General features: G+C 41.1%; 21 protein-coding genes. 19 read left to right on the forward strand and 2 right to left on the reverse strand.

The window, feature by feature from the left end:
* The first annotated feature begins 4 nt into the window (after positions 1-4).
* The 5 genes from ACSLUF_RS10625 to ACSLUF_RS10645 all read left to right on the forward strand — a co-directional run bounded on the left by ACSLUF_RS10625 (position 5) and on the right by ACSLUF_RS10645 (position 7,559).
* The gene (locus ACSLUF_RS10625) at positions 5-2,410 is read left to right on the forward strand and encodes a 3-hydroxyacyl-CoA dehydrogenase/enoyl-CoA hydratase family protein (protein ID WP_435622760.1); all 2,406 of its coding nucleotides are present in this window, start codon (positions 5-7) and stop codon (positions 2,408-2,410) included.
* A gap of 5 nt (positions 2,411-2,415) precedes the next feature.
* Entirely contained in the window at positions 2,416-2,952 is a 537-nt protein-coding gene (locus ACSLUF_RS10630; protein WP_435622761.1) for a hypothetical protein, read from the forward strand.
* Positions 2,953-2,955: 3 nt separating this feature from the next.
* A complete protein-coding gene (locus ACSLUF_RS10635) occupies positions 2,956-4,146 on the forward strand; it encodes an acetyl-CoA C-acyltransferase (protein ID WP_435622762.1) in 1,191 nt (396 codons plus the stop codon).
* A gap of 22 nt (positions 4,147-4,168) precedes the next feature.
* Positions 4,169-5,980: an acyl-CoA dehydrogenase family protein gene (locus ACSLUF_RS10640; RefSeq protein ID WP_435622763.1), complete on the forward strand. Its 1,812-nt coding sequence runs from the start codon at positions 4,169-4,171 to the stop codon at positions 5,978-5,980.
* Between the two features lie 133 nt (positions 5,981-6,113).
* Entirely contained in the window at positions 6,114-7,559 is a 1,446-nt protein-coding gene (locus tag ACSLUF_RS10645) for a pyridoxal phosphate-dependent decarboxylase family protein (protein WP_435622764.1), read from the forward strand.
* Here the strand turns inward: ACSLUF_RS10645 and ACSLUF_RS10650 are convergent.
* Positions 7,549-9,354: a glycoside hydrolase family 15 protein gene (locus ACSLUF_RS10650; RefSeq protein WP_435622765.1), complete on the reverse strand. Its 1,806-nt coding sequence runs from the start codon at positions 9,352-9,354 to the stop codon at positions 7,549-7,551. The two genes, ACSLUF_RS10645 and ACSLUF_RS10650, sit on opposite strands and share 11 nt — an antisense overlap.
* Before the next feature lie 99 nt (positions 9,355-9,453).
* Between ACSLUF_RS10650 and ACSLUF_RS10655 the strand changes: the two genes are divergently transcribed.
* The 14 genes from ACSLUF_RS10655 to ACSLUF_RS10720 all read left to right on the forward strand — a co-directional run bounded on the left by ACSLUF_RS10655 (position 9,454) and on the right by ACSLUF_RS10720 (position 24,404).
* Positions 9,454-11,664, forward strand: coding sequence for a bifunctional alpha,alpha-trehalose-phosphate synthase (UDP-forming)/trehalose-phosphatase (locus ACSLUF_RS10655; RefSeq protein WP_435622766.1), 2,211 nt, complete (start codon positions 9,454-9,456; stop codon positions 11,662-11,664).
* A complete protein-coding gene (locus ACSLUF_RS10660) occupies positions 11,661-13,193 on the forward strand; it encodes a nuclear transport factor 2 family protein (RefSeq protein WP_435622767.1) in 1,533 nt (510 codons plus the stop codon). Before ACSLUF_RS10655 ends, ACSLUF_RS10660 begins: the two co-directional genes overlap by 4 nt.
* A 9-nt stretch (positions 13,194-13,202) precedes the next feature.
* The gene (locus ACSLUF_RS10665; protein WP_435622768.1) at positions 13,203-13,823 is read left to right on the forward strand and encodes a TMEM175 family protein; all 621 of its coding nucleotides are present in this window, start codon (positions 13,203-13,205) and stop codon (positions 13,821-13,823) included.
* A 1-nt stretch (position 13,824) separates the two neighbouring features.
* A complete protein-coding gene (locus ACSLUF_RS10670; RefSeq protein WP_435622769.1) occupies positions 13,825-15,159 on the forward strand; it encodes a M28 family peptidase in 1,335 nt (444 codons plus the stop codon).
* Positions 15,156-16,787 (forward strand): M1 family metallopeptidase, encoded by a 1,632-nt coding sequence (locus ACSLUF_RS10675; protein WP_435622770.1) that lies wholly within the window; start codon positions 15,156-15,158, stop codon positions 16,785-16,787. The genes ACSLUF_RS10670 and ACSLUF_RS10675 overlap by 4 nt, the downstream gene beginning before the upstream one ends.
* 20 nt (positions 16,788-16,807) lie before the next feature.
* Complete coding sequence (locus ACSLUF_RS10680) at positions 16,808-18,346, forward strand: M20/M25/M40 family metallo-hydrolase (protein WP_435622771.1); 1,539 nt, start codon at positions 16,808-16,810, stop codon at positions 18,344-18,346.
* 11 nt (positions 18,347-18,357) lie between these two features.
* The gene (locus ACSLUF_RS10685; RefSeq protein WP_435622772.1) at positions 18,358-19,164 is read left to right on the forward strand and encodes an arginase family protein; all 807 of its coding nucleotides are present in this window, start codon (positions 18,358-18,360) and stop codon (positions 19,162-19,164) included.
* On the forward strand, positions 19,161-19,934 hold the full coding sequence (locus tag ACSLUF_RS10690) for a hypothetical protein (RefSeq protein WP_435622773.1): 774 nt from the start codon (positions 19,161-19,163) through the stop codon (positions 19,932-19,934). The genes ACSLUF_RS10685 and ACSLUF_RS10690 overlap by 4 nt, the downstream gene beginning before the upstream one ends.
* A gap of 16 nt (positions 19,935-19,950) precedes the next feature.
* The gene (locus ACSLUF_RS10695; protein ID WP_435622774.1) at positions 19,951-20,886 is read left to right on the forward strand and encodes a carbon-nitrogen hydrolase family protein; all 936 of its coding nucleotides are present in this window, start codon (positions 19,951-19,953) and stop codon (positions 20,884-20,886) included.
* Positions 20,883-21,923, forward strand: a complete 1,041-nt coding sequence (locus tag ACSLUF_RS10700; protein ID WP_435622775.1) for a zinc-dependent alcohol dehydrogenase family protein — start codon at positions 20,883-20,885, stop codon at positions 21,921-21,923. Before ACSLUF_RS10695 ends, ACSLUF_RS10700 begins: the two co-directional genes overlap by 4 nt.
* A 3-nt stretch (positions 21,924-21,926) precedes the next feature.
* Positions 21,927-22,715 carry an ABC transporter substrate-binding protein gene (locus ACSLUF_RS10705; protein WP_435622776.1) on the forward strand — a complete coding sequence of 263 codons (789 nt, stop codon included), beginning with the start codon at positions 21,927-21,929 and terminating at the stop codon, positions 22,713-22,715.
* The gene (locus ACSLUF_RS10710; protein WP_435625832.1) at positions 22,705-23,277 is read left to right on the forward strand and encodes a YdeI/OmpD-associated family protein; all 573 of its coding nucleotides are present in this window, start codon (positions 22,705-22,707) and stop codon (positions 23,275-23,277) included. Before ACSLUF_RS10705 ends, ACSLUF_RS10710 begins: the two co-directional genes overlap by 11 nt.
* A 9-nt stretch (positions 23,278-23,286) precedes the next feature.
* Positions 23,287-23,961: a helix-turn-helix transcriptional regulator gene (locus tag ACSLUF_RS10715; RefSeq protein ID WP_435622777.1), complete on the forward strand. Its 675-nt coding sequence runs from the start codon at positions 23,287-23,289 to the stop codon at positions 23,959-23,961.
* Between the two features lie 134 nt (positions 23,962-24,095).
* Positions 24,096-24,404: an antibiotic biosynthesis monooxygenase family protein gene (locus ACSLUF_RS10720; RefSeq protein WP_435622778.1), complete on the forward strand. Its 309-nt coding sequence runs from the start codon at positions 24,096-24,098 to the stop codon at positions 24,402-24,404.
* A gap of 86 nt (positions 24,405-24,490) precedes the next feature.
* Here ACSLUF_RS10720 and ACSLUF_RS10725 read toward each other — a convergent pair whose 3' ends face one another.
* The gene (locus ACSLUF_RS10725; protein WP_435622779.1) at positions 24,491-25,744 is read right to left on the reverse strand and encodes an MFS transporter; all 1,254 of its coding nucleotides are present in this window, start codon (positions 25,742-25,744) and stop codon (positions 24,491-24,493) included.
* Positions 25,745-25,772: the final 28 nt, after the last annotated feature.

Genomic DNA, 25,772 nt, shown 5'->3' on the forward strand with positions numbered 1-25,772 from the left:
ATACATGAGAAGGCACATCAATAAAGTTGCCGTTATTGGCTCAGGCATCATGGGAAGTGGCATAGCCTGCCACTTTGCTAACATCGGTGTCGAAGTATTATTGCTGGATATTGTTCCGAGGGAACTCAACGACAAAGAGAAGGCAAAAGGACTTAGCCTAACAGACAAAATAGTCCGAAATCGGATTGTCAATGATTCCTTGGCTGGAGCCTTAAAATCCAAGCCATCACCAATTTATCATAAGAAATTCGCAAGTCGTATTACAACCGGTAATCTGGAAGATGACATCGCCAAGGTTGGACAGGTTGACTGGATAATTGAAGTGGTAGTCGAGCGTTTGGATATCAAAAAACAAGTTTTTGAAAACCTGGAAAAACACAGAACACCAGGCACTCTGATTACTTCCAACACTTCTGGAATACCAATCAAATTTATGAGCGAGGGTCGAAGTGAGGATTTCCAAAAACATTTCTGCGGGACACACTTCTTTAATCCTGCACGCTATTTAAAGTTATTTGAAATCATACCCGGTCCCCAAACTTCAGAGGATGTATTGGAATTCCTGAATGGATATGGGGAACAATTTTTGGGTAAGACTTCGGTGGTAGCCAAGGACACCCCTGCCTTTATCGGAAACAGAATTGGAATTTTTAGCATTCAAAGTCTCTTTCACGCGGTCAAGGATTTAGGGATGACCGTCGAAGAAGTCGACAAGCTTACTGGTCCCGTAATCGGAAGACCTAAATCAGCCACTTTTAGAACGGTGGATGTAGTTGGTTTGGACACTTTAGTTCATGTAGCCAATGGTATCCATGAAAATTGCAAGAAAGATGAGCGTTTAGAGCTTTTCCAACTGCCGGATTTCATCAATACCATGATGGAAAACAAATGGCTGGGAAGCAAAACAGGCCAAGGTTTTTATAAGAAGGTCAAAGGGGAAAATGGAAAAAGTGAAATCCTAACCTTGGATTTGGACTCCATGGATTATCGTTCCAAAAAGAGTGCAAAATTCGCCACGCTCGAGCTGACCAAAACCATTGATAAGGTCATTGATAGGTTTCCAGTGCTTGTCGGGGGAAAAGACAAAGCTGGAGCTTTTTATCGCAAGAGTTTTGGAGCACTTTTTGCCTATGTTTCGCATCGAATTCCAGAAATATCAGATGACCTTTATAAGATTGATGACGCCATGAAGGCCGGTTTTGGATGGGAACATGGACCTTTTCAAATCTGGGATGCCGTTGGTTTGGAAAAAGGATTGGAATTTATCAAAGCGGAAGGATTGGAAGCAGCCTCGTGGGTGGATGAGATGAAATCCGCCGGTATTTCCTCTTTCTACTCTGTAAAAGAAGGCGCCACATACTATTATGATATTCCAAAGAAATCCATGGAAAAAGTTCCAGGACAAGATGCTTTCATCATTTTGGATAATATTCGGGAATCCAATGAAGTATTCAAGAATAGTGGGGTTGTTATAGAGGATTTGGGAGACGGCATTCTAAACGTCGAATTCCAATCCAAGATGAATACCATTGGTGGGGATGTAATTGCAGGACTGAACAAAGCCATCGATTTGGCCGAAAAAGATTTTCAGGGACTAGTTGTTGGAAATCAAGCGGCTAATTTTTCTGTTGGAGCCAATATAGGTATGATTTTCATGATGGCGGTTGAGCAGGAATATGACGAATTGAATATGGCCATCAAGGCTTTCCAGGATACTGTAATGCGAATGCGCTACTCATCCATTCCAACCATCGCAGCGCCACATGGTATGTGTTTAGGAGGAGGTTGTGAGCTTTCCATGCATGCTGATAAGGTAGTAGCTGCCGCAGAAACCTATATCGGACTGGTAGAATTCGGCGTAGGTGTAATCCCTGGTGGAGGAGGTTCTAAGGAAATGGCTCTACGAGCTTCGGATACTTTCCAAAAGAATGATGTTGAGCTCAATGTTCTTCAAGAATACTTTCTAACTATTGGAATGGCCAAGGTGTCTACCTCAGCCTATGAAGCTTATGATTTGGGCATCCTTCAAAAAGGAAAAGATGTCGTCGTAGTTAATAAGGACCGTCAAATAGCCACTGCAAAGGCGTACGCCAAACTGATGGCAGAAGCAGGGTATACCCAACCCCCAAAAAGGAAGGATGTAAAAGTACTTGGAAAACAAGCTTTGGGAATGTTCTTGGTGGGTACGGACTCTATGGAAGCAGGTCACTACATCTCTGAGCATGACAAAAAGATTGCAAACAAATTAGCTTATGTGATGGCGGGAGGAGATTTGTCGGAAGCGAGTTATGTGAGTGAGCAATATTTATTGGATATCGAGCGTGAAGCTTTCTTATCCTTATGTTCGGAGAGAAAAACGTTGGAACGCATTCAACATATGTTGAAAACAGGTAAACCGTTGAGGAATTGATCAAGATGGCTGATACCAGAGCTAATCGACTTCAGAGTATCGGAACTATTTTGGCATTGGTTATTAGTATCATAGCCATGGTCACCTCTATTTATGAGGCCAGCATTATGAAATCGCAACAAAAATCAATGGTATGGCCCTATTTAAGCGTGACACAGCAATATAATAATGAAGGGTTCGGAATACGAATCACAAACAAGGGTACCGGTCCAGCGATTGTGACTTCTGTCCAATTGGACTATAAAGGTATACCTATTGAAAATGTGGATATGCTTATGGATTCATTGAATCCTAAAAGGACTTTTGGTTATGATATTCTAAGGAACAGTACTATCGGGAACTATGTATTCACCTCTGGTGAAGAAATGATGCTTTTTGGGCTACCCTACAATGATGAAACACGAATAATACTGGAAAATGTTCCAAAAATTAGGATGCGAGTGGGATATAAATCGGTACTGGATGAGTATTGGTACTACGACACCGAAACGGACACGCATTACAAAGAAGAATTTAAGGCTATAACAGAATTTAAAAATTAATACATGAAAACAGCATATATCGTCAAAGCATATAGAACGGCAGTTGGGAAAGCCCCCAAGGGTCTTTTTAGGTTTAAAAGACCAGATGAATTGGCGGCAGAAACCATCGAACACATGATGAAAGAATTGCCCCAATTGGATAAAAAACGCATCGATGATGTCATAGTTGGGAATGCCATGCCTGAGGCAGAACAGGGTTTAAATATGGCGAGGTTGATTTCTCTAATGGGTTTGAACATTGAGGATGTACCTGGAGTTACGGTGAATCGTTATTGTGCTTCGGGGCTTGAAACTATTGGGATTGCCACGGCAAAGATCCAATCCGGAATGGCCGATTGCATTATCGCTGGAGGTTCAGAAAGTATGAGCTACATTCCCATGGGGGGTTACAAACCTACTCCTGATTATGCCACAGCAAAAGAGGGCAACGAGGACTACTACTGGGGTATGGGACTCACTGCGGAAGCCGTTGCGCAGCAGTTTAAAGTTTCCCGGGAAGACCAAGATGTATTTGCCTATAACTCACACATGAAGGCTCTAAAAGCTCAGGAGGAAAACCGGTTCCAAGACCAAATTGTACCTATCGAAGTTGAACATACATTCATTAACGAATCAGGTAAAAAAGAATCAAACACCTATACGGTAAACAAAGATGAAGGCCCAAGAAAAGGGACCAACATTCCTACACTTAACAAACTTAGACCTGTTTTTGCTGCTGGAGGAAGTGTGACTGCTGGAAATTCGTCACAAATGAGCGATGGTGCCGCTTTTGTCATGGTAATGAGCGAGGAAATGGTAAAAGAACTAAATCTAGAACCTATTGCACGTTTGGTTAATTATGCTGCTGCTGGGGTGGAGCCACGAATAATGGGCATTGGTCCGGTAAAGGCGATTCCAAAGGCTTTGAAACAAGCAGGAATGAAGCAAGAAGATGTGGAGCTGATAGAATTGAACGAAGCCTTTGCTTCACAATCCTTGGCCGTTATACGAGAATTGGGACTAAACCAAGAAATAGTGAATGTAAACGGTGGAGCTATAGCCTTAGGCCATCCTCTAGGATGTACAGGAGCTAAACTTTCGGTCCAGTTATTTGACGAAATGCGCAAGCGCGACATGCAAGGAAAATATGGCATGGTGACCATGTGTGTGGGTACGGGTCAAGGAGCCGCAGGTATCTATGAATTTTTGAATTAAAACAACACAATAATATATAGCTATGAGCACAGAAACCCTAAATAAAGAAATACTGAGAGGTGGTCAATTTCTGGTAAAGGAAACAGACTGCGAAGACGTTTTTACCTTGGAAGATTTGTCCGAGGAGCAACAAATGATGCGTGAAAGCACCAAAGAGTTTGTAGACAGAGAGCTTTGGGGCCATTGGGAGCGTTTTGAGAAAAAGGATTACGCCTATACCGAGGAAACCATGCGCAAGGCAGGGGAATTGGGATTACTCAGCGTTGCAGTGCCTGAAGCCTATGGCGGAATGGGAATGGGCTTTGTTTCCACTATGTTGGTTTGCGACTATATTTCCGGAGCCACCGGTTCTTTCAGTACTGCTTTTGGAGCGCATACTGGAATTGGAACCATGCCCATTACCCTATATGGTACTGAGGAACAAAAACAGAAATATGTGCCAAAATTAGCTTCCGGAGAATGGTTTGGCGCCTATTGTTTAACCGAGCCAGGAGCTGGTTCTGATGCCAATTCTGGTAAAACCAAAGCGGTTCTATCAGATGATGGTAAATACTACAGTATTACAGGACAGAAAATGTGGATTTCAAATGCTGGATTTTGCAGTCTGTTTATTGTGTTTGCACGAATTGAAGATGATAAGAACATTACGGGTTTCATCGTCGAAAATGACCCAAGTAATGGGATTACTTTGGGTGATGAAGAGAAGAAACTGGGGATTCACTCCTCCTCTACTCGCCAGGTGTTCTTTAATGAGACTAAAGTACCTGTTGAAAACATGCTTTCAGAAAGGGGCAATGGTTTCAAAATAGCCATGAATGCCTTGAACGTGGGTAGAATCAAATTGGCCGCTGCTTGTTTGGAAGCACAACGTCGTGTAATCAACGAAGCTGCAAAATATGCCAACGAACGTATCCAGTTCAAAACCCCAATTATGAACTTTGGGGCTATCAAAGCGAAGATTGCAGATATGGCTACCAATGTCTATGTGGATGAAGCGGCTTGTTACCGGGCTGCCAAAAACATTGAGGACCGCATTGCAATTCGCGAGGCAGAAGGGAATACCCATCAGGAGGCAGAATTAAAAGGAGTGGAAGAATACGCCATTGAATGCTCTATTTTGAAAGTTGCCGTTTCAGAACATGTGCAGCACACTTCCGATGAGGGTATCCAGATTTTTGGGGGTATGGGCTTCAGTGCTGATACGCCTATGGAATCTGCTTGGAGGGATGCACGTATATCAAGGATTTACGAAGGAACCAACGAAATCAACCGCATGCTGGCAGTAGGCATGTTGGTTAAAAAAGCTATGAAAGGCCATGTAGACCTTTTAGGTCCAGCAACGGCGGTTGGAGAAGAGTTAATGGGCATACCTTCCTTTGATACTCCTGACTTTTCAGAATTGTTTGCCGAAGAAAAAGATTTAGTGGCACGACTCAAAAAAGTCTTCTTGATGGTCGCCGGTAGTGCTGTCCAAAAGTTTGGGCCTGATTTAGAAAAACACCAAATGCTTTTATTGGCTGCTTCGGACATCCTGATTCAAATCTATCTTGCCGAATCGGCTATTCTGAGAACAGAAAAGAATGCAAAAAGATTTGGAGAGGAGTCACAGGCAACACAAATCGCTATGTCTAAGCTATATTTGTACCGTGCCGTTGATACTGCTATCCAGAAAGGAAAAGAGGCCATTGTTTCTTTTGCTGAGGGGGATGAACAACGCATGATGCTCATGGGGCTTAAGCGATTCACCAAGTATACAAATCAACCCAATGTCGTAGCACTTCGTACCCAGATTGCGGATAAAGTTGCATCGGATAATGGGTATACCTTTGACTAATTCAAATAACGCTTTGATACAAAGCTTATTTGGGAAACCGCTCCTTTCGGAGCGGTTTTTTTTATGTCTTTTTTAACGACGATTACCTCAACCGTTTAAATCTGTGAGTTAAAAAGAGATTACCTTTACTCCCATGAATACCTCTGCTTTGCATCATCTTTTTGATACCCAAGATTTCAAACAAAGAAGCAAAATACTGCTCGACTTGGTATCCAAGCATTTAGACCAAACCTTGAATGAACCAACCAAAAATACCCTGTCCTGGAATAAACCGGAAAATGAGCTCCATTTTTGGAAAGAGTTTTTGAAAAATGGAAACGAGAACGACTTCTTCGAGGAAATCCTCAAGAGGACAACACATACCCATAATCCAAAATATGTAGGGCACCAAGTGGGTGTAACCGCTCCTGTTACCTTACTTTCTGGGATGCTCAGCAACTTGTTGAACAATGGTATGGCGGTATACGAAATGGGGATGTCCCCAAATGCCATTGAACGTATTGTTACAGACAAACTGTGCGACACCATTGGTTATGATTCCCTATCGGGTGGATTCTTAACCTCAGGAGGCACTTTGGCCAATCTTACCGCATTGCTTACAGCAAGAAAGGCAAAAGTTTCCCACGACGTTTGGAACGAAGGGCACACAAAACCTTTAGGTATTATGGTGTGCGAAGAAGCCCATTACTGTGTGGATAGGGCCGCCAAGATTATGGGATTGGGCGAAAAGGGAATCATCAAAGTACCGGCTGACGAAAATTTTGGGATAGATGTAAGCCAGTTGGAGCAGTATTACGAAGAAAGTGTTTCCCAAGGCATACAAGTTTTTGCTATCGTGGGCAGTGCACCGTCCACGGCGACAGGGGCCCATGATAATCTCGAAGCCGTTCAGCGGTTTGCGGAAAAACATAACCTTTGGTTCCATGTAGACGGAGCACATGGTGGAGCTGCGATTTTTTCAAATAAGTATAAACATTTGCTTAAAGGAGCCGAAAAATCAGACTCCATGGTGATAGATGGGCATAAAATGATGTTGATGCCAACGATTACCACAGCTTTGTTGTATAAAAATAGAACTCATGCCAATCATACCTTCAGTCTGGATGCAGATTACCTACTAAACGAAACGGAAGATGATGAATGGTACAACAGTGGTCGAAGAACCTTTGAATGTACCAAGACCATGATGTGCATGCATTGGTTTCTTCTCTTAAAACTGTATGGAGAAGAAATTTTTGATACTTATGTGACTCGTCAATATGATTTGGCCAAGGATTTTGCAGAAATGCTTCTCAACGAGTCCGATTTTGAAGTTGCCACCTACCCCATGTCCAATATATTGTGTTTCAGATATGTAAATGCAGTATTAAGTTTGGAGGAAACCAATGAATTGAATGCCAAAATAAGACAAGTAATCTTGGAAGAGGGAGAGTTTTATATGGTGCAAACCAAACTCAGGGGCGTACATTATTTACGTACTACTTTGATGAATCCTTTTACTACAATGGAACACTTAAGACTTTTGATAGGGAAAATCCGTTCGGTTTCCGAACAACTTCTACCTAGCGTTAAGCAATAGATTCCAATATTTTTTCTTCACTCTTTTTTCTTGAGAAATTGATAGCGCATTCTATCAAGGCTAAATGAGAATACGCTTGCGGGAAATTACCCAGTAATCTTTTGGTCTTAAAGTCAATATCTTCACTAAAAAGACCCAGATGATTACTGTATCCCAACAAACGTTCAAAATGGGCCAAGGCTTTTTCTTCTTCTCCAATTTTGAACAGGCTGTTGATAAACCAGAAGGTGCAAATGGTAAAAGAAGAAGAAGGTAATCCAAAATCATCTTCATTCTTATAGCGATACAAAAGGCCATCATTGCTCAATTCTTCCTCAATGGCGTAGACCGTATTCACAAATTTAGGGTCCTTGGCATGAATAAACCCATAGGATTCCATTAGAAGGATTGAAGCATCCAAATGGTTTGAGCCGTAGGACTGAACGAAAGCATTTTTCTCAGGATTCCATGCATGTTCATGAATGTCGGACTTTATTTCTTGCTCAATAGCGGTCCATTTCTCAATTTTTCGTGACTTTCCGAAAATTTTGGCCACTTTAATTGCCCGGTCAATGGCAACCCAACATAGCACTTTGGAAAATGTAAAGTGCTGGTCTTCCCCTCTAAATTCCCAAATACCCTTATCCGGCTCTCTCCAGTGTTTTTCCACAATCCAAACAATACCTTTGGTAATGCTCCACAACTCCTCCCCATTTTCAATGTCGTTACTGAACTTTACCAATTGCTCATAAATCACATCCATCAAAATACCATAAATGTCATTTTGCTTTTGCTTGTAAGCCGCATTGCCTATTCGAACAGGACTGGAACCTTTATAGCCTTCCAAATGATCTAAAGTATGCTCCGTAAGCTTCTTTTGCTTGTTGATACCATACATAATCTGAAGCTTTTCATCCTTGTCTGGCATTAAATCGATAATGAATTGCAAGTATCGTTTAGCGGAATTTTTATGGCCCAACTCAGAAACCACCTTGATAACCATGGAAGCATCCCGAATCCAACAAAAACGATAGTCCCAGTTGCGAACCTCACCTATGGTTTCAGGCAAAGAGGTAGTTGCCGCAGCCAATACCGCGCCTGTTTTATCGTAGGTAAGCAATTTTAGCGTGATGGCACTTCGTATTATTTGATTATTGAAAGTCTTATATGTCGGTGTTCTATCCACCCAATCCAACCAATAAATCTTGGTTCTTTCCAATTCCAAGGACATCTTATCCGTAGTAGGTTTCAAGATTTTCTCATTGTAACAAATCATGAAATACCCATCTTCCTTAAGGACAATTTCTTCCCCATCCAACACCTTCTGTTTATCGAAAGAAGTATAAAGGAACAACGTATCGAACTTTTGCTTGCTGGTCAAGCTGACGATAAAATCATTCTTTATATAATTGGTAGTTCTCCCTAGGGCATACTCCAATTTTGGGTCATACAGCACACTAAAAGTTGGGGTTCCCGAAATATGCTTGATATAGCGGATGATTTCTGGGGGCGAATTGTATTTCCCCTTTCCATTCATCTTGTAGTATCTAGGCATGAAATCGTGTACCTCAAAGGTGTTTTCCCCATCGGAATAGCGAGTAACCAGTATTGCGGTATTCTTATGGTACTCTTGGTGAATTACATAATTGTATTTGGCTTTTATCTCAAAACTCCCCCCTTTTTTTTCATCCAGTAGTTTTGCAAACACTGAAGTTGAATCAAATTGAGGTAAGCAACACCAGTCCAAAGAGCCTGTATCTGAAATCAAAGCAGCACTTCGGCAGTTTCCAATTATTCCGTAATTTAGGTTATCCATAGTTCAGGAGTATATTTCTGTTGAATATTTAGGTTTTTACCTAATCTTAAATCGAAAAAATAGGAATTTTATTACATTTTGTCCTAAAATCACCCATCCATGAGTAAAACTATAATTATTTCCAATAGACTGCCAGTTCAGTTGCAAATAAGTGATGGTGGGCTTAGTGCCATCCCCAGTGTGGGAGGTTTAGCTACGGGAATGAAGTCAGTTCATAGTGGTGGTGAAAGTCTATGGATTGGTTGGTCCGGACTTACAGATGAGGAAATACCGGAATCCCTTGAAAATGAAATAGATGAAGCGCTGGCAAACCATGGATGTTCCAAGGTCAGTCTTACGGAAAAAGATGTCGAAGGTTTCTATTTCGGTTTTAGTAATAGGACTATTTGGCCTCTGTTCCATTATTTTTTGGAATACTCCGAATTTGAATTAGATTTTTGGAATACCTACAAGGTAGTAAACCAAAAATTTGCAGACGCCATTTTAGAACAAGCGGGTGATGATGACATTATTTGGGTACACGATTACCAGTTGATGCTAGTACCAGAAATGGTGAAGGAAAAACGTCCGAATACTTCCATCGGTTTTTTTCTACATATCCCCTTCCCTTCTTATGAGATTTTTAGGACCTTACCCTGGCGTGAAGAGGTATTGCATGGTCTTCTGGGTTCTGACTTAATCGGTTTTCATACCTACGACTATGAACGTCACTTTCTAAGTTCAGTACGCAGACTTTTAGGTTTGGATGTGAGCTTCAATGACATTTACCTGGACAATCGGGTCATAAAAGTAGATTCTTTCCCTATGGGAATCGACTACAAAAAGTTTAGAGATGCAGCAATTGCCCATCAACAACGAGGAGAAGACAACAAGAGTGATTTACAGAAAAAACTGGATAACCATAAAGCCTCTGCGCCGGACACCAAACTTATTCTTTCCATAGACCGACTGGATTATAGTAAGGGTATTGCCAAGCGCATCAATGCTTTTGAGTATTTTTTGAATAAATATCCGGAGTATAAAGAAAAGGTGCGACTTATAATTCTAGCCGTACCTTCACGTTCCAATGTGCCTCAATATCAACTGCTAAAACGGGAAATTGATGAGTTGGTCGGTCGCATTAATGGAGAACTTTCCACTGTTAACTGGACGCCCATCTGGTATTTTTATCGCTCTTTGCCTTTTGAAAACCTTATTGACCTGTATACCTCTAGCGATATTGCCTGGTTGACTCCACTACGCGATGGTATGAATTTGGTAGCAAAAGAATACGTGGCAACTCGGACGGATAAGACTGGTGTGCTTATTCTTAGTGAAATGGCAGGTTCTGCCTACGAGATGAACGAAGCCTTGCTAATTAACCCAAACAATTTTGAGCAACAGGCAGATACATTGAAAAACGCCATTACCATGCCAGAAGAAGAGCAAATGGCTCGTAACATGTTTTTGCAGAGAAGATTGGAGCGTTACAATGTTGAAGTATGGGCCAACGAATTTATGAATGCCTTACACAAAAAGAGTCATATTGATAGCGTCAATATTTCTCGCAAACTTTCCGCATCCATAGTGCAAAACGTTATGGACGACTATAAGAAGGCTAAAAAAAGACTGTTGTTCCTGGATTATGACGGCACACTGACCGGATTCCACAAAGATCCTCAAAAAGCCTCTCCTGATGAAGAGCTCTATGAGCTTCTGGATAAGATAAATTCCCAGGAAAACACCACATTATTCCTGATAAGTGGAAGGGATAAGCAGACATTTACCAAGTGGTTCTTGCGCAAGAAATACAATATGATTGTGGAACATGGGGTATGGATTTCACAAGGAGGAGAAGAATTCAAGCTTCTGGAAAAAGTAAAGGACCAATGGATGGAAAAAATACGACCCGTATTGGAATCATTTGTGGACCGGACACCAGGCTCTTTTATTGAAGAGAAAAACTATTCCATGGCATGGCATTATAGAAATACGGACCCCGATTTTGGTCAAAAAAGAGCTACGGAATTGAACACTGTGCTTACCAGCTTGATTGGCAACGACGATATAAGCGTACTGAACGGAAATAAGGTTATGGAAGTGAAAAGTAGTAATGTAAACAAAGGAAGGGCTTCCGTCCGTATGCTGGGTGAAGATGATTACGATTTTGTTTTTGCTATTGGCGACGACTGGACCGATGAATTCATGTTCCAAGAGTTACCCAAGACTGCGATTACCGTGAAAGTCGGGTTACAAAAAACACAGGCCAAGTATCATGTGGAAAGCACCAAAAGGGTTCGTGAGCTTTTAAAACAATTTGCAGAACTATGATAAAAGGATTCTTTTTTCTCCTTTTTTGTTTTACCATTTTATCAATCAATGCCCAAGGTAATACAGAAGTATATCTTTTTGATTTGGAATGGAATAATGGAACGCCTTCACTTTCAAACCCAAAAAACATTTCCAACAATCATGGGTATGATAATCAACCCTCATTTTGGAACAATGATGTGGTACTCTTTGCTTCAACCAGAGCTGACCAAACCGACATTAAAAAATTCAACATAACAAAGGGGAGCACATCCAATTGGATTACGAACACGCCTACCGGAAGCGAATATTCCCCTTTACGGATTCCAGGTTCAGATAATGTTTCTTCCATTCGACTGGATTTGGATGGCCTGCAACAACTTTACGAATACGATATCAATACGGGCGAATCGGAAGCTTTAAGTGACCTAAAAATTGGATATCATGTGTGGTACAATGACCACACTATGGTTGCAACGGTTCTTGTGAAAAATCGTATGGACTTGGTCATGATTGATTTTGACCAAGGAATCCAAGTTACTGTGGATGAGAATGTTGGTCGTTCATTACATAAAATCCCGCAAATAGATTTGGTTAGCTATATCAAAAAAGAAACCTCCAAGGAGAAGCCTAGACAGATAAAATCCTTTGATGTCAACTCACGGCAAATAGAAACTATTTTAGATGTTAACTATCCTATGGAGGACATGGCATGGTTGTCAGATGGGACTATCATATCACCAGATAAGAATAGAATTGCCAAATATCATCCTGCCAAGGACAGTACATGGAGCGACTTCCACGTTTTTGATAAAAATCAAGTCTTCAAGATATCCCGAATAGCAGTAAGCCCAAATAATAAAAGATTGGCATTGGTAACCGATGTTTCGCCAAAAGAGATTGTTCAGCGCCAAGTAAATACCTTCAACAAAAGGGATTTAAATCGTTTTCTTTCTTGTTATGCTGAAGGCATTTTAGCCCAACGGTTCCCAGTAGATACCATGTATGTGGGAAAAGATAAAATGTTGGATAGCTATGAAAGGTTTTTTGCCAACACCAAAAACACCAGTGTGGAAGTCGTCAAACGGATTGCTATAGGAAATTATGTTATTGATGAGGAGGCTACCCTAGTCGATGGAAGAGAGGGACATCAAGTGGCCATATACGATGTCACAAATGGACTTATCAACTCCATGAGTTTTATTTTCCCCAATCAGGAAACTAGAGACGCCGAATCAATAGTCAAGCAGCAATTGGATGCCTACAATGCTAGAGACATAGATGCTTTTATGGACACCTATACCGATGATGTCAAATTGTATAACTATCCCAACACCCTTTTTTCGGAAGGAAAAGAAAAAATGAGAGAGGGTTATGGCTCTTTTTTTGAAAAAACGCCTGACTTGAATTGTGAAATCAAGAATAGGATGGTAATTGGAAACAAGGTTATCGACGAAGAATATCTTACAATGAACGGTTCAAATTTTAGTGCTGCCGCAATATATGAGGTTGAAAATGGCAAAATTGCCAAAGTCACCTTCTTGCGTTAAACTTCAAAAATGAAATTACCTCACAATATCAGTCGAGTTGAAGCCTTTAGTGATGCGGTCTTTGCTTTCGCGGCCACCCTGCTGGTTGTCTCAGTGGGAAGTGAAAACAGTAACTCAATACTCAAAGTCGATTGGTTGGTCTTTTTAAGCTTTGGGGTAAGCTTTTTTGTTTTGGTAGGTCTTTGGTTTGTGCATTACAATTTCTTCCGACGCACCAATTACATGGATAATTGGATTATTGCCTTGAACGCGGTTCTCTTGTTTGTGGTTTTGTACTACATCTTTCCGCTAAAATCCTTGATAAATACGTGGATTGGTAAACAAAAAATGTCCATGGAAAGCTTTTCCTCATTGTTCCAACTTTATAGTTTAGGGTTTTGTTTGATATTTCTATGCCTAAGCTTGATGTATTTTAGAGCTTTTAAAAAAAGTAAATCCATAAAAAACATAGAACTTCTTTTTTTTGCCAGACACTTTGCTATTTATGTCTTTGTGTCACTAATTTCAATTGCTTTGGCCAAAAGTAAAATAGGCTTAGAAATTGTACTTCCTGGAATTATTTATTCCATTTTAGGACCGCTTTGTTATTTTCATGGCGTATGGTTCAATAAAAAATACCAACTTGATTAATATGAAAAATATCTTTCTTATCCTGATTTGTTTTTTTTCCAAAGTGATTTATTCCCAATCAGACTCCAGGATTTATGACATTATCGATTCAATCTCGGCTGAAAGACTTGAAAAGGATATTACTATACTCGCCAATTTTGGTACACGTCATACTTTGAGCGATACCATTTCCCAAACCAGAGGAATTGGTGCTGCTAGACGATGGATTAAATCCGAATTTGACAAAGTTTCTTCGAATTGCGGCAATTGCCTCGATGTCTTTTATCAAAAAGATTTGGTTAAGGAGGGCGAAGGCAGCCGGATTACCAAAGATGTTTGGGTCGTAAACGTGGTGGCCATCCAAAGGGGGACCAAATACCCTAATCATTATATCATCATGAGTGGTGATATCGATTCCAGGGCAAGTGATGCCAATGATTTTACGTCGGATGCCCCGGGTGCCAATGACAATGCCACTGGAATGGCAGGAACCATTGAAGCTTCACGCGTGCTCTCCAAATACAAATTCGAGAATAGCATCATGTACGTTGGACTTTCTGGAGAGGAACAAGGGCTATATGGTGGACGAGGTTTAGCCGCATATGCAAAAGAAAAGGGCTGGAATGTCATTGGAATCTTTAATAACGACATGATTGGCAACATCACCGGAGTGGATGGTGTGGTCAGTAATCGGGATTTTCGGATTTTTTCTGAACCCGTCCCCCCAACCGAAACCGACAGACAACGGAGAGCCCGTCGCTTTTATGGCGGTGAAGTCGACGGAATCTCCAGGCAATTGGCACGATATGTTCACAAAACCACTCAGCAATATATGCCTGAAATGAATCCAATGATGATTTATCGACTGGACCGTTTTGGACGAGGAGGTCATCACAGGCCCTTCAATGATGCTGGCTTTGCAGGAATCCGAATCATGGAAGCTCATGAAAATTATACCCAGCAACATCAAAATGTTCGCGTGGAAGATGGCATAGCCTATGGGGATGTATTGGAACATGTCAATTTTGACTATGTCAAAAAGCTTACCGCGGTAAATGCCATCAACCTGGCCTCAATTGCATGGGCGCCACCATCTCCTGAAAAAGTAAGTATTGGAGGTATTGTAGAACCTTCGGTAAAATTAACTTGGAGTTCCGTAGAAGGTGCTTCGGGGTATAAAATCTATTGGAGGGATACCACATCCCCAACCTGGGACCATTCCAAATATGTGGGCAATGTTAACGGGCATGTTTTGGAGGGTATAGTCGTTGACAATTTCTTTTTTGGGGTAGCCGCCATTGGAAAAGATGGCCATGAAAGCCCAATTGTATTTCCTAATGCTATATTATTTCGATGAAACTATTTACAAAACATATAGGGCTACTTTCGCTATACCTAATCCAAATGTTCTCGGCGAATGCACAAATGTTTACAAAAGTAGACACCTTACGCGGCAGTATAACACCCGAAAGGGCTTGGTGGGATTTGAATTACTATGACCTCAACATTAAAGTACAACCCGACAAAGAGTTCATAGCTGGATACAACATTATTCGATACAAAGTCTTGGAAGAATCAGATGTAATCCAAATCGATTTACAAGAACCTTTAAAAATTGAAGCCGTATCACAAGATGGTGTAGCCTTGAATTACACTTCATTAGGCCCAGCTCATTTCATCCAATTGAAAAAGAAACAGATTCCCGGTGAGTTCAACAAGCTATATGTTCAATATTCTGGAAAACCCAAAAAAGCGGTTCGTGCTCCTTGGGATGGGGGTTTTTCTTGGAAAAAAGATGCCAACGGAAAGTATTTTGCGGCAACCTCCTGTCAAGGACTTGGAGCAAGCGTATGGTGGCCCAACAAAGACCATATGTACGATGAGGTGGACAGCATGAGAATTGCAATTGACGTCCCAAAGGATTTAGTAGCAGTTGCCAATGGTAGACTCAAGGATGAGTATGAATATGGAGATTTCAAACAATATGAATGGTTTGTTTCCAACCCCATAAACAATTATGGCGTCAATGTAAACATTGGGGATTATGTCTATTTCGGAGAAAAATATCAAGGAGAAAAAGGCGCTTTGGATTTCGATTATTATGTATTGCGTGATAATCTAGATAAAGCCAAGGAACAGTTTAAACAAACTCCTATGATGATGAAGGCCTTTGAACACTGGTTTGGTCCCTACCCTTTTTACGAAGACAGTTTCAAATTGGTAGAGGTGCCATACCTTGGGATGGAGCACCAAAGTTCGGTCACCTATGGTAATCAATATCAAAATGGCTATTTGGGTCGAGATTTATCAGGAACTGGATGGGGACTAAAGTTTGATTTTATCATTATTCATGAAGCAGGTCATGAGTGGTTTGCAAACAACATTACCTACAAAGACATTGCGGACATGTGGATTCATGAAGGCTTTACGGCCTATTCAGAAAATCTTTATCTGGACTACCACTACGGGAAACAAGCGGCATCCGAATACGTCATTGGAACCCGTAATAATATTCAGAATGACAAACCCATCATCGGTATCTATGGAGTAAACCAACGCGGTTCTGGGGATATGTATTACAAAGGGGCCAATATGCTTCATACATTACGGCAATTAATTGAGGATGATGAGCTATGGCGTAGTATCCTTAGAGGGCTGAACAAAGAATTTTATCACCAAACGGTGACCACGGAGCAAATTGAGAACTATCTGAGTGAAAAGACAAAAAAAGACCTAAGTGCTTTTTTTAATCAATATTTGCGCACAACCATGATTCCTAAATTGGAGTATAAAGTCAAAGACCATACGCTTTCATTTCGATATGTCGATATCGTTGAAGATTTTGACATGCCCATACGTGTCTTTGTAAATGAAAAGGAAAAATGGATTTTTCCCAACTCAGAATGGAAATCGGAGAAACTGGCAAGTACTGAGCTTGTTTTCGATTCCAATTTCTATATAGAAACAGCTGAAGTACAGCCCTAGTTTTCAAAAAACATCGGCCTATGAAAACAACAAAAAAAACCACTTCCAATACTGCTATTTTCCTTGTTATAGCTGCTTTCTTAATGTCACATGGAAGCTTTTCACAAAAACTTTCCAAAGCCCAATTGGATGAAGCTTCTTCAGCATTTGCAAAATCCTCCTTCCCTCTGCTACGGGATATTCTAAGTATTCCCAATGACGCTTTCTATCCCGAAGACATTGAAAAAAATGTGAAATGGTGCGAAAGCCAATTTGGGTCAAGGGATTTTAGAACCACTAGAATTTCAACCAAAGGTGCTCCCCTACTTTTGGCAGAACGAAATCACAAAAGGGCAAAGAAAACGGTTCTAATTTACCTGCAAATAGATGGACAACCTGTGGATACCTCGCGCTGGAATCAGAAAAGTCCTTATATCCCTGCCTTAAAGAAATCGGTTAATGGTGAATGGCAAGAAATCCCCTGGGAATCCATTGCCAACTATGAAGATGATTGGCGGGTTTTCGCCCGTGCAGCAAGTGATGCCAAAGGTCCAGTGGCTATGTTTTTGGCGGCATTGGATGCAACCAAGCAAGCCAAGGTAGTTCCTAATTACAATATCAAGGTCATCATGGATTTCGAGGAGGAAATGGGTTCACCCAACTTACCTCAAGCTGTTTTGGACAATACAGAATTGTTGAAGGCTGATATGCTTATCATCTTTGATGGTCCAAGGCATATTACCAACAAACCCACACTTACTTTCGGGGCACGAGGAATTTCCACAGTGCAGCTGACAACATATGGACCAGTGGTTCCACAGCATAGCGGACACTTTGGGAATTATGCGCCTAATCCCGCTTTGCGTTTGGCAAAACTGTTAGCTTCAATGAAAGATGAAGATGGTTTGGTCATCATTCCCGGTTTTTATGATGGCATCGATATTAATGGTGAAACTGAAAAAATCCTCAAGGCTGTACCCGACGATGAGAAGCAAATCAAAGAACGTTTACAAATTGCAACCACAGACAAAGTTGGTAGTTACTATCAGGAGGCCATTCAATTTCCTTCTTTGAATATAAGAGGTATGCAATCTGGATGGATTAATGAAAAGGTACGCACTATTGTACCAGGTTGGGCCAGAGCAGAAATCGATATTCGTTTGGTATTGGAATCAGACCCAGAACGCTTGATTCAGTTGGTTAAAAACCATATAGAAACACAAGGATATGTGGTATTGGACCGAGAACCCACGAAGGAAGAACGTTTAAAACATGAAAAAATAGCAACTTTTACTTATGAAGTCTCCTACCAATCCTTTAGAACCGATTTTGATTCGGAAGTTGGGCTTTGGTTGAGAAGTGCACTGAAAAGAGCTTTTGAGGAAGAACCTATTATGATACGTATGAGCGGTGGTTCCATTCCCATCTCTCCCTTTGTGACGACCTTGGGTATTCCCGCGGTAACGGTTCCCACGGTAAATCGAGACAACAACCAACACAGTCCCAACGAAAATCTCAGATTGGGCAATTATCGTGAAGGTATCAAAACCATGATGGCCATTCTTTCTGAAAAACTTTAACGCATTATCCATTGAAAATATACTTTCCACAATGGCAAGGAGCTGGTATAGGTGAGAAAATTGAAGAAGGAGCCTATGCCATCTTGCAATATCTTAATGACCCTGATTTCATAAAAATACCGTTATCACAAATTCCTTCCGGAAAAGATGGGGAGCAAAAATTCCACATCAATAACTACGATGCTATCACCGAACAATTGGTTAGGTTCAAAGCATTTCTGAAAAAAGAACAGCCCAAAAAGTTAGCAACCATCGGAGGGGATTGTGGGCTCGAGCTTGTTCCAGTATCCTACCTCAATGCCCAATATTCCAATTTGGGGGTAATATGGTTCGATGCGCATGGCGATATTAATCGACCCTGTGACTCCCCTAGCTGTAATTTCCATGGTATGCCCTTAAGAACACTCTTGGGAGAAGGAGAATCCAAAATGGATAGTTTGATGTTCAGCAAGTTGGAGCCTTCTCAAATCCATTATGTAGGTCTTCGGGATATTGACGCCGCAGAGAAAACCCGTCTGGTAGAAGGAAATATCTATCATCCTGAAAAAGTAAATCCTCTTGAACTTATTGAAACCTTGAGGAGTAAGGGAATTGAAAATTTGTATCTCCATTTTGATTTTGATTGCTTGGAACCCACAGATTACGACAAGACGTATTACAATGTTCCTGATGGAGTAACTATTAAAGAAGCGGTTTCTTGTATTGAAGCCCTAAAATCCAATTTCATGGTGGTTGGAACCAGTGTATTGGAGTCCACTACACCATCTACTAAAGAATTAAAACCAGTTGAAAAAATCATTAATCTTTTGATGGCATGAGAAAAATTATAGTGCTCTTGCTCCTAATTAGCGCGGTTAGTTGTTCAGAAAAAGAACAGAAACCTATGAAAAATGAGGTGCTTATCTTAGGTACCATCCATGGCAGACATCTAACGGACAGTGTTTATAACTTGGCCTATTTGGATAAATTGGTTCGAGAAATCAATCCGGATTTTATATTGGCCGAAATTCCACCAGACCGATTTCAAGCAGCGGTAAATGGCTTTCAAAGAGACGATAGCATTTCCGAGCCTAGGGTCATGCGTTTTCCAGAATATGTGGATGTAATTTTTCCATTGACCAAAGAAATGGACTTCGAGATAATTCCCACCGCTGGCTGGACAAAGCCCATGGCCGATGAACGCAGTGCCAAACTACGGGCCATAAGCAAAGATTCTACTCGAATTGCAGATTGGACAGCCTACACGGAAGCCAGAAAGCGTTCAGATTCCGTATACAAAGCTACCGGAAGGGTCAACGATCCACATTTTATCCACACGGACACCTATGACAGCATTCAAGATATTGCCCTGCAGGTATACAACAAGCTTTTTAATGTGGAGCTTGGACTTGGCGGGTGGGATAACATCAATATTGCGCACTACTGGAATATCGAAAAGGCCTTGGAGAAACACCGATATTCCGGAAAGCGTTTTTTGATTACCTACGGAGCAGGTCACAAAAGCTGGTTTATTCGCGAATTGCGAAAAAGGGATGATATAGAACTCTTGGAAATGGAACCCTTCCTAAAGGCCATTGAAAAGAAATAATTAAAAGATGTAACGAATGAAGGTAAAAGTTGCGCTAGTACAGGAAAGTCCCGTTTTCTTCGACAAGCAAAAAACACTGGAAAAAGTGGCCACCCTTATGCGAAAGCATGCCAATGAAGGTTGCCAGCTTATCGTTTTTCCAGAGTCCTTTGTTCCAGGGTATCCCAGAGGATTCACCTTTGGTGCTACTATTGGGAAACGCTCCAAAGCAGGAAAGGAACTGTATGCCAAATATTATAACAACAGCGTTTTATTGGATGGGAATGACCTTGCCTTTCTAGAAAAACTATCGAAAGATTGTGGCGCGTATTTGGTTTTGGGCATTTCCGAACGTATACAGGAAAATGGAAGTATCTATTGTTCTATGGCATACTTCTCCCCCGCTTCAGGACTTTTAGGAGTTCACCGAAAAATCAAACCTACGGGCACCGAACGCATCGTTTGGGCTGAAGCCTCAGGGGAATCCTTGGTGACATTCAATACCAGAATTGGTAAGCTAGGTGGGCTCATTTGTTGGGAAAATTATATGCCCTTGGCCCGAATGGCGATGTACCAAAAAAAAGTGGAATTATACATAGCACCTACCGCCGATTCACGACCTGAGTGGACTACCAGTATGCAGCATATTGCCTTAGAAGGTCGCTGTTTTGTGTTGGCTTGTAATCAGTTTTACACCAAATCCATGTATCCAGAGGAGTACCAGCATTTAGTCGCCAATGAAGATGAGGATATTTGTCCCGGAGGAAGTGTTATGGTATCTCCTTCTGGAAAAATTATCGCTGGTCCATTATTTGGCGCGTCCGGGACTTTGATGGCAGAGTTAGATTTAGACGAAATCCATCAAGGAAATCTGGATTTTGATGTCGTTGGACATTACGCAAGGAACGATATTTTCAATCTTAAAATCAACAACCAACCGGAAATGTTGGACGAAACCAAGGACTCTCTATGAAAGCCATTTTATTTGAAGAATTTCAGGGGCCTTTACAATTAAAGGAGGTGCCGGACCCTATTGCCAAGGATGATGGGGTGGTTATTAAAGTAACAGCTACTGGGCTTTGCCGAAGTGATTGGCACGGTTGGATGGGCCATGACCCAGATATTATTCTTCCCCATGTTCCTGGACATGAACTCGCAGGGATTGTTGAATCGACAGGCAAAAAAGTCAAAAAATTTCAGGTTGGGGATAGGGTGACTTTACCTTTCGTCTGCGGTTGCGGCCATTGTCCACAATGCGATTCCGGAAACCATCAAATTTGTGACCATCAATCCCAACCAGGATTTACCCATTGGGGCTCCTTCGCTGAATACGTAGCTATGGATTACGCAGATGTTAATTTGGTAAAGCTTCCGGAAACTATTGCTGATACCACTGCTGCTGCTTTGGGATGCCGTTTTATCACCGCTTTTAGGGCAGTTGTTGAGCAAGGGAAAACACAGAGAGGACAGTTTGTTGCTGTCCATGGATGCGGAGGAGTAGGACAATCGGCGATTATGATAGCCAAGGCGTTGGGAGCACAAGTTATTGCTATTGATATTCATGAGCCCTCTTTACAGTTGGCCCAAGAATTAGGGGCGTCGTATGTCGTCAATGCTTCAAAAAGTCATGATGTTGTGGGTGAAGTGATTTCCCTGAGCAAAGGAGGCGTGCATGTTTCCTTGGATGCTTTAGGAAGCGCTGAAACCTGTTTCAATTCCATTGCAAATCTCCGAAAACAAGGAAAACATGTTCAAGTTGGCCTTATGACCGGTAATCATCAACATCCCAAGGTACCCATGGACAGGGTTTTAGCGGATGAGTTGGAAATATTGGGAAGTCATGGTATGCAAGCCCACAAGTACCCTGACATGTTCCAAATGATAGAAAAAGGGCTACTGCAACCCCAAAAACTGATTGAACGCACCTTAAAACTAGAAGACCTTATCACGGAACTTCCAAAAATGAATACATTTTCAAATTCTGGTATCATGGTTGTAGATTCATTTTAAACCATGAAGAAGCTTCAATTGAAAGACCAAATGGGCCGCACGGTTATCCTTGACCAAAGGCCATCCCGGGTCGTATGTTTAAATCCATCACAAACCGAAACTTTAGTGGATTTGGGAGTGGAGAAGTTACTTGTAGGGGTTACTAAATTCTGTGTACATCCTTCCCATTTAAGGAAAGTAAAAACGATAGTGGGAGGCACCAAAAAGGTCCATTTTGATAAAATTCGAAACCTGAATCCTGACATAATACTTTGCAACAAAGAAGAAAACACCAAAGAAATTGTCGAAACACTGGAAAAGGAATATCCGGTCCATGTAACCGACGTAAGTAGTCTAGATGACGCCCTGGAAATGCTAAAACAATATGGTCAGTTATTCAATTGTACGTCAAGAGCAGATGAAATATGTGCTAATATTCTTTCTGAAAAGAACAAATTAGAGGTTTTCATTCAAAATACACCCCAAAAAAGAGTAGCCTATTTTATCTGGCAAGACCCAATTATGGTAGTTGGCAAAGGCACTTTTATAGATACGATGTTGACCCTAAATGGATTTAAAAACGTATTTCAACAGGACCGGTATCCTGCAACAAGCTTGGAAGAACTTAAAAGTCTCTCATTGGATATGATTCTATTGTCGTCAGAGCCTTTTCCCTTTAAAGAAACCCACCAAAAAAAGCTTCAGGAGAAATTGGGAATTGAGGTTCACTTGGTGGATGGAGAATATTTCTCATGGTATGGTTCAAGATTACAAGGTGCTTTTGAGTACTTTAGAAGTCTACATGGAACTTGAGCACTTTTATTTTAAAAACGATACCGAATGGCGTGAATGGCTTCATGAAAATCATGATTGTTCCGCTGGTATATACCTTATTTTCTACAAAGTAGACCATGAAATGGAAAGTATGCGATGGGAAGAAGCCGTGCGGGTAGCTCTGAGCTATGGTTGGATAGACAGTACAGTGAAAAGCCTGGGTGATGGTAAAAGAAGGCAATACTTCTGTCCCAGAAAGCCAAAAAGCGTATGGAGCAAGGTGAACAAAACCCATATCAAGGAATTAACCAAAGCTGGTTTAATGCATAAAAGCGGTTTAAAAAGCATTCAAATCGCTAAAGAAAATGGTTCTTGGACAGCATTGGACGATGTTGAAAACGGAGTCGTTCCAGAAGACTTGCAAAAGGCCTTTAAAAAGAATAAAAAAGCCTGGAATAATTTTCAGAAGTTTACCCATAGTCAAAGAAAGAGCTATCTCTATTGGTTGAATCATGCCAAACGGGATGAAACCCGACAAAAAAGAATTGCGGAAATTCTTATTTTCTGTGAAGCTAACATCAAAAATCGAACTACTAGATAATAGGTTCCCATGAAACGCTTACATAGACTCACATCGCTTTTGATAAAGTTTCAGACCAAAAAGTCTCTCAAAGTCAAAGATTTAAGTGAACACTACAACGTAAGCACCCGTACGATTTACAGAGATATCAAAGCACTGGAAGACGCTGGGGTTCCCATCGGATATGAGCCTGGTGAGGATTACTTCCTGTTGGAAGGCTATCAGCTGCCCCCAATTCATTTTACATTAGAGGAATCTCACGCCGTAGTAACCGCAAAAGCCATTATGGCCCAAAACAGCGATGTTTCCTTGGTTAATAACTTTAATAAAGTAGTAGACAAGGTAAAGGCTGTTTTAAAAAGCTCCCATAAGGAGGCCACCTTTGAAATAGAGTCCCGGATTGCTCCTTCCGTATATAAACAACAATTTTCTAGCGACACCCTGTTAGACATTCAAAAAAGTATCACAGCATTTAATGTGCTACACCTTGACTATGAATCCGCAAGTGGCGTTCGAACGAGCAGAAAGGTCAGGCCTTTGGCAGTATACTTTACACAAGATCATTGGATTTTAGTAGCCTATTGCCTGTTAAGGGAAGAAAACAGGGAATTTCGTTTAGATAGAATCAAAAACCTCACCCCTACTTCAGAGTTTTTCCCTCCAAATCATTTCCAACTGGAGGACTATTTTAAAAAATACTCCTAAAACCCATTTTACGCGACACAGGGTTGTCACACTTCGTTTCAATCTTTGCGCAAAATCAATTTAAGATGAAACTTTTGTTAACAGGGTTCTTGGTCTTAACAAGTTGGTATGGCCATACCCAAAAAAACCTTTCGATGAAACAAGTGAAATGTGTAGAGATGGTCTTGTTTAGGCCACAAGAAAATGTAAACAACGACGAACTTATGAAAGCCATGATGACCACGAATGAAATTGTCAAAAACTTTGATGGATTTATCCAAAGATCTACTTCCATAAACGAAAATGGTGAGTTTTTGGATGTGGTGTACTGGGAAAGCAAGGAACAGGCACTGCAAGCTGCAGCCAAGGTTCAAGAAATGCCAGAAGTCATGAAAAACTTTGCCTTGATTGACCCCAACAGTATCAAAATGGAACACTTTGAGGTCTTTGCGGTCCAAGATTAAGAAACCTCCGCTTTTTTTATTCCGCAGGGGTTATCCTTGCGGAATACTTTTTAAGTAGATGGAATGACAAAAAGGTATTCTAAGAGTTAATTCCTACCATATTTTCTATGATAGACAATACCCGCAATACCACCTACCAAAGAAAAACAGGCAAGCATTAAAAAAACCAACTGATGCCCTAATTCTCCCGGATTGGAATCCAACAAATAGCCATAAGCCGGTCCCGCAAAAACATCCGGGGTGTAACCCACCAAAGAAATCAATCCAACCGCAGTTCCCGTAAGAACAAGTGGAATGCGTCCTATTCGCATTACCGCGAAATACAAACTCCGGCCTGCATAAACTCCTACAGCCACAATCACAACTGACAAAAAGAAAAGTGCGGTAGTTGAGGGAGCAATCCATCCCGAGGCGAAAAGAAGTCCTCCAATCACACAGGCCAAAAAACTAAAAATCAACCATAGGGTGATTTTAAAACGGTCCACAAATAAACCTATTAAAATTCCGGTTGTAGGTCTCATAAACTGTAAGAATGTACCAGTTTGGGCAGCCTCTACCTGGTCATAAAGCATGACTTCTTCAGCATATTGCGAAACAATGTCCGTTATTTTATAACCAACATACGCGCATAGGATAATCACCATAAGTAACCAGACAGAAGGCAACTTTAGGACCTCTTTAATTTGGTCCAAGGAAATCCGCTCTAGAACCAATTCCCTCTCATCCCTACCGGTCTTCATAAAAAACCAGACCAAAATTCCAATTACAGAAATTATTATGGAAGACAGATAGATTACATAGGTGAAGGCATTTTTTCTGTCCAATAGATTGTCGACATTCGCCTCCCCTGTTAAGAAAAAAGAAAACACCATCACTCCCAATAACCCGAAAAGTGCACCCGTCAAGCCCCGACCCCCATCCAAAAAACCGAAAGCTCTCCCTTGGGACGCATTTCCTCCCCAAACTCGGGTGGCTTTTATCATAGGTGCCCAAAATAAAAAGATGGTGGTAAAGCCCCAATATCCATATAAAGCTTGTAAAGTAGTAAGCCCAGGGTATTGAGCATATAATATTCCTCCAAGAGCAGTCATCCAAAGGGCAACTGCAATTAATTTTCTAGGAGGATACTTATCCGCCAATGGACCTCCAAGCAAATACGAAGGAATAGCGACCAACCCATAAATTGAAAAACAGAGCCCTAACTGCACATTATCCAATTGGAAAACATCCAATACCGTAGGTCTAAAAATTCTTGGGAGTACAAAAGGGAGGATAAATACGGCTTCACCTGATAAAATCAACAAAATAAGATAATACCAGTTCGGTTTGGTTTGTTTCATAATCTGTGGTAAGGTAAAAAGAAGCTGC

It is taken from the genome of Flagellimonas sp. (assembly GCF_965601775.1).
In the GTDB taxonomy this organism is placed as follows: Bacteria; Bacteroidota; Bacteroidia; order Flavobacteriales; family Flavobacteriaceae; genus Flagellimonas.

What these genes read in the sequence shown, in the direction of transcription:
- ACSLUF_RS10725 (WP_435622779.1), bottom strand. Translation starts at nt 25,744, where the DNA reads ATGAAACAAACCAAACCGAACTGGTATTATCTTATTTTGTTGATTTTA.
- ACSLUF_RS10635 (WP_435622762.1), top strand. Translation starts at nt 2,956, where the DNA reads ATGAAAACAGCATATATCGTCAAAGCATATAGAACGGCAGTTGGGAAA.
- ACSLUF_RS10655 (WP_435622766.1), top strand. Translation starts at nt 9,454, where the DNA reads ATGAGTAAAACTATAATTATTTCCAATAGACTGCCAGTTCAGTTGCAA.
- ACSLUF_RS10675 (WP_435622770.1), top strand. Translation starts at nt 15,156, where the DNA reads ATGAAACTATTTACAAAACATATAGGGCTACTTTCGCTATACCTAATC.
- ACSLUF_RS10640 (WP_435622763.1), top strand. Translation starts at nt 4,169, where the DNA reads ATGAGCACAGAAACCCTAAATAAAGAAATACTGAGAGGTGGTCAATTT.
- ACSLUF_RS10625 (WP_435622760.1), top strand. Translation starts at nt 5, where the DNA reads ATGAGAAGGCACATCAATAAAGTTGCCGTTATTGGCTCAGGCATCATG.
- ACSLUF_RS10645 (WP_435622764.1), top strand. Translation starts at nt 6,114, where the DNA reads ATGAATACCTCTGCTTTGCATCATCTTTTTGATACCCAAGATTTCAAA.
- ACSLUF_RS10680 (WP_435622771.1), top strand. Translation starts at nt 16,808, where the DNA reads ATGAAAACAACAAAAAAAACCACTTCCAATACTGCTATTTTCCTTGTT.
- ACSLUF_RS10660 (WP_435622767.1), top strand. Translation starts at nt 11,661, where the DNA reads ATGATAAAAGGATTCTTTTTTCTCCTTTTTTGTTTTACCATTTTATCA.
- ACSLUF_RS10690 (WP_435622773.1), top strand. Translation starts at nt 19,161, where the DNA reads ATGAGAAAAATTATAGTGCTCTTGCTCCTAATTAGCGCGGTTAGTTGT.
- ACSLUF_RS10650 (WP_435622765.1), bottom strand. Translation starts at nt 9,354, where the DNA reads ATGGATAACCTAAATTACGGAATAATTGGAAACTGCCGAAGTGCTGCT.
- ACSLUF_RS10715 (WP_435622777.1), top strand. Translation starts at nt 23,287, where the DNA reads ATGAAACGCTTACATAGACTCACATCGCTTTTGATAAAGTTTCAGACC.
- ACSLUF_RS10630 (WP_435622761.1), top strand. Translation starts at nt 2,416, where the DNA reads ATGGCTGATACCAGAGCTAATCGACTTCAGAGTATCGGAACTATTTTG.
- ACSLUF_RS10710 (WP_435625832.1), top strand. Translation starts at nt 22,705, where the DNA reads ATGGAACTTGAGCACTTTTATTTTAAAAACGATACCGAATGGCGTGAA.
- ACSLUF_RS10695 (WP_435622774.1), top strand. Translation starts at nt 19,951, where the DNA reads ATGAAGGTAAAAGTTGCGCTAGTACAGGAAAGTCCCGTTTTCTTCGAC.
- ACSLUF_RS10700 (WP_435622775.1), top strand. Translation starts at nt 20,883, where the DNA reads ATGAAAGCCATTTTATTTGAAGAATTTCAGGGGCCTTTACAATTAAAG.
- ACSLUF_RS10705 (WP_435622776.1), top strand. Translation starts at nt 21,927, where the DNA reads ATGAAGAAGCTTCAATTGAAAGACCAAATGGGCCGCACGGTTATCCTT.
- ACSLUF_RS10665 (WP_435622768.1), top strand. Translation starts at nt 13,203, where the DNA reads ATGAAATTACCTCACAATATCAGTCGAGTTGAAGCCTTTAGTGATGCG.
- ACSLUF_RS10720 (WP_435622778.1), top strand. Translation starts at nt 24,096, where the DNA reads ATGAAACAAGTGAAATGTGTAGAGATGGTCTTGTTTAGGCCACAAGAA.
- ACSLUF_RS10670 (WP_435622769.1), top strand. Translation starts at nt 13,825, where the DNA reads ATGAAAAATATCTTTCTTATCCTGATTTGTTTTTTTTCCAAAGTGATT.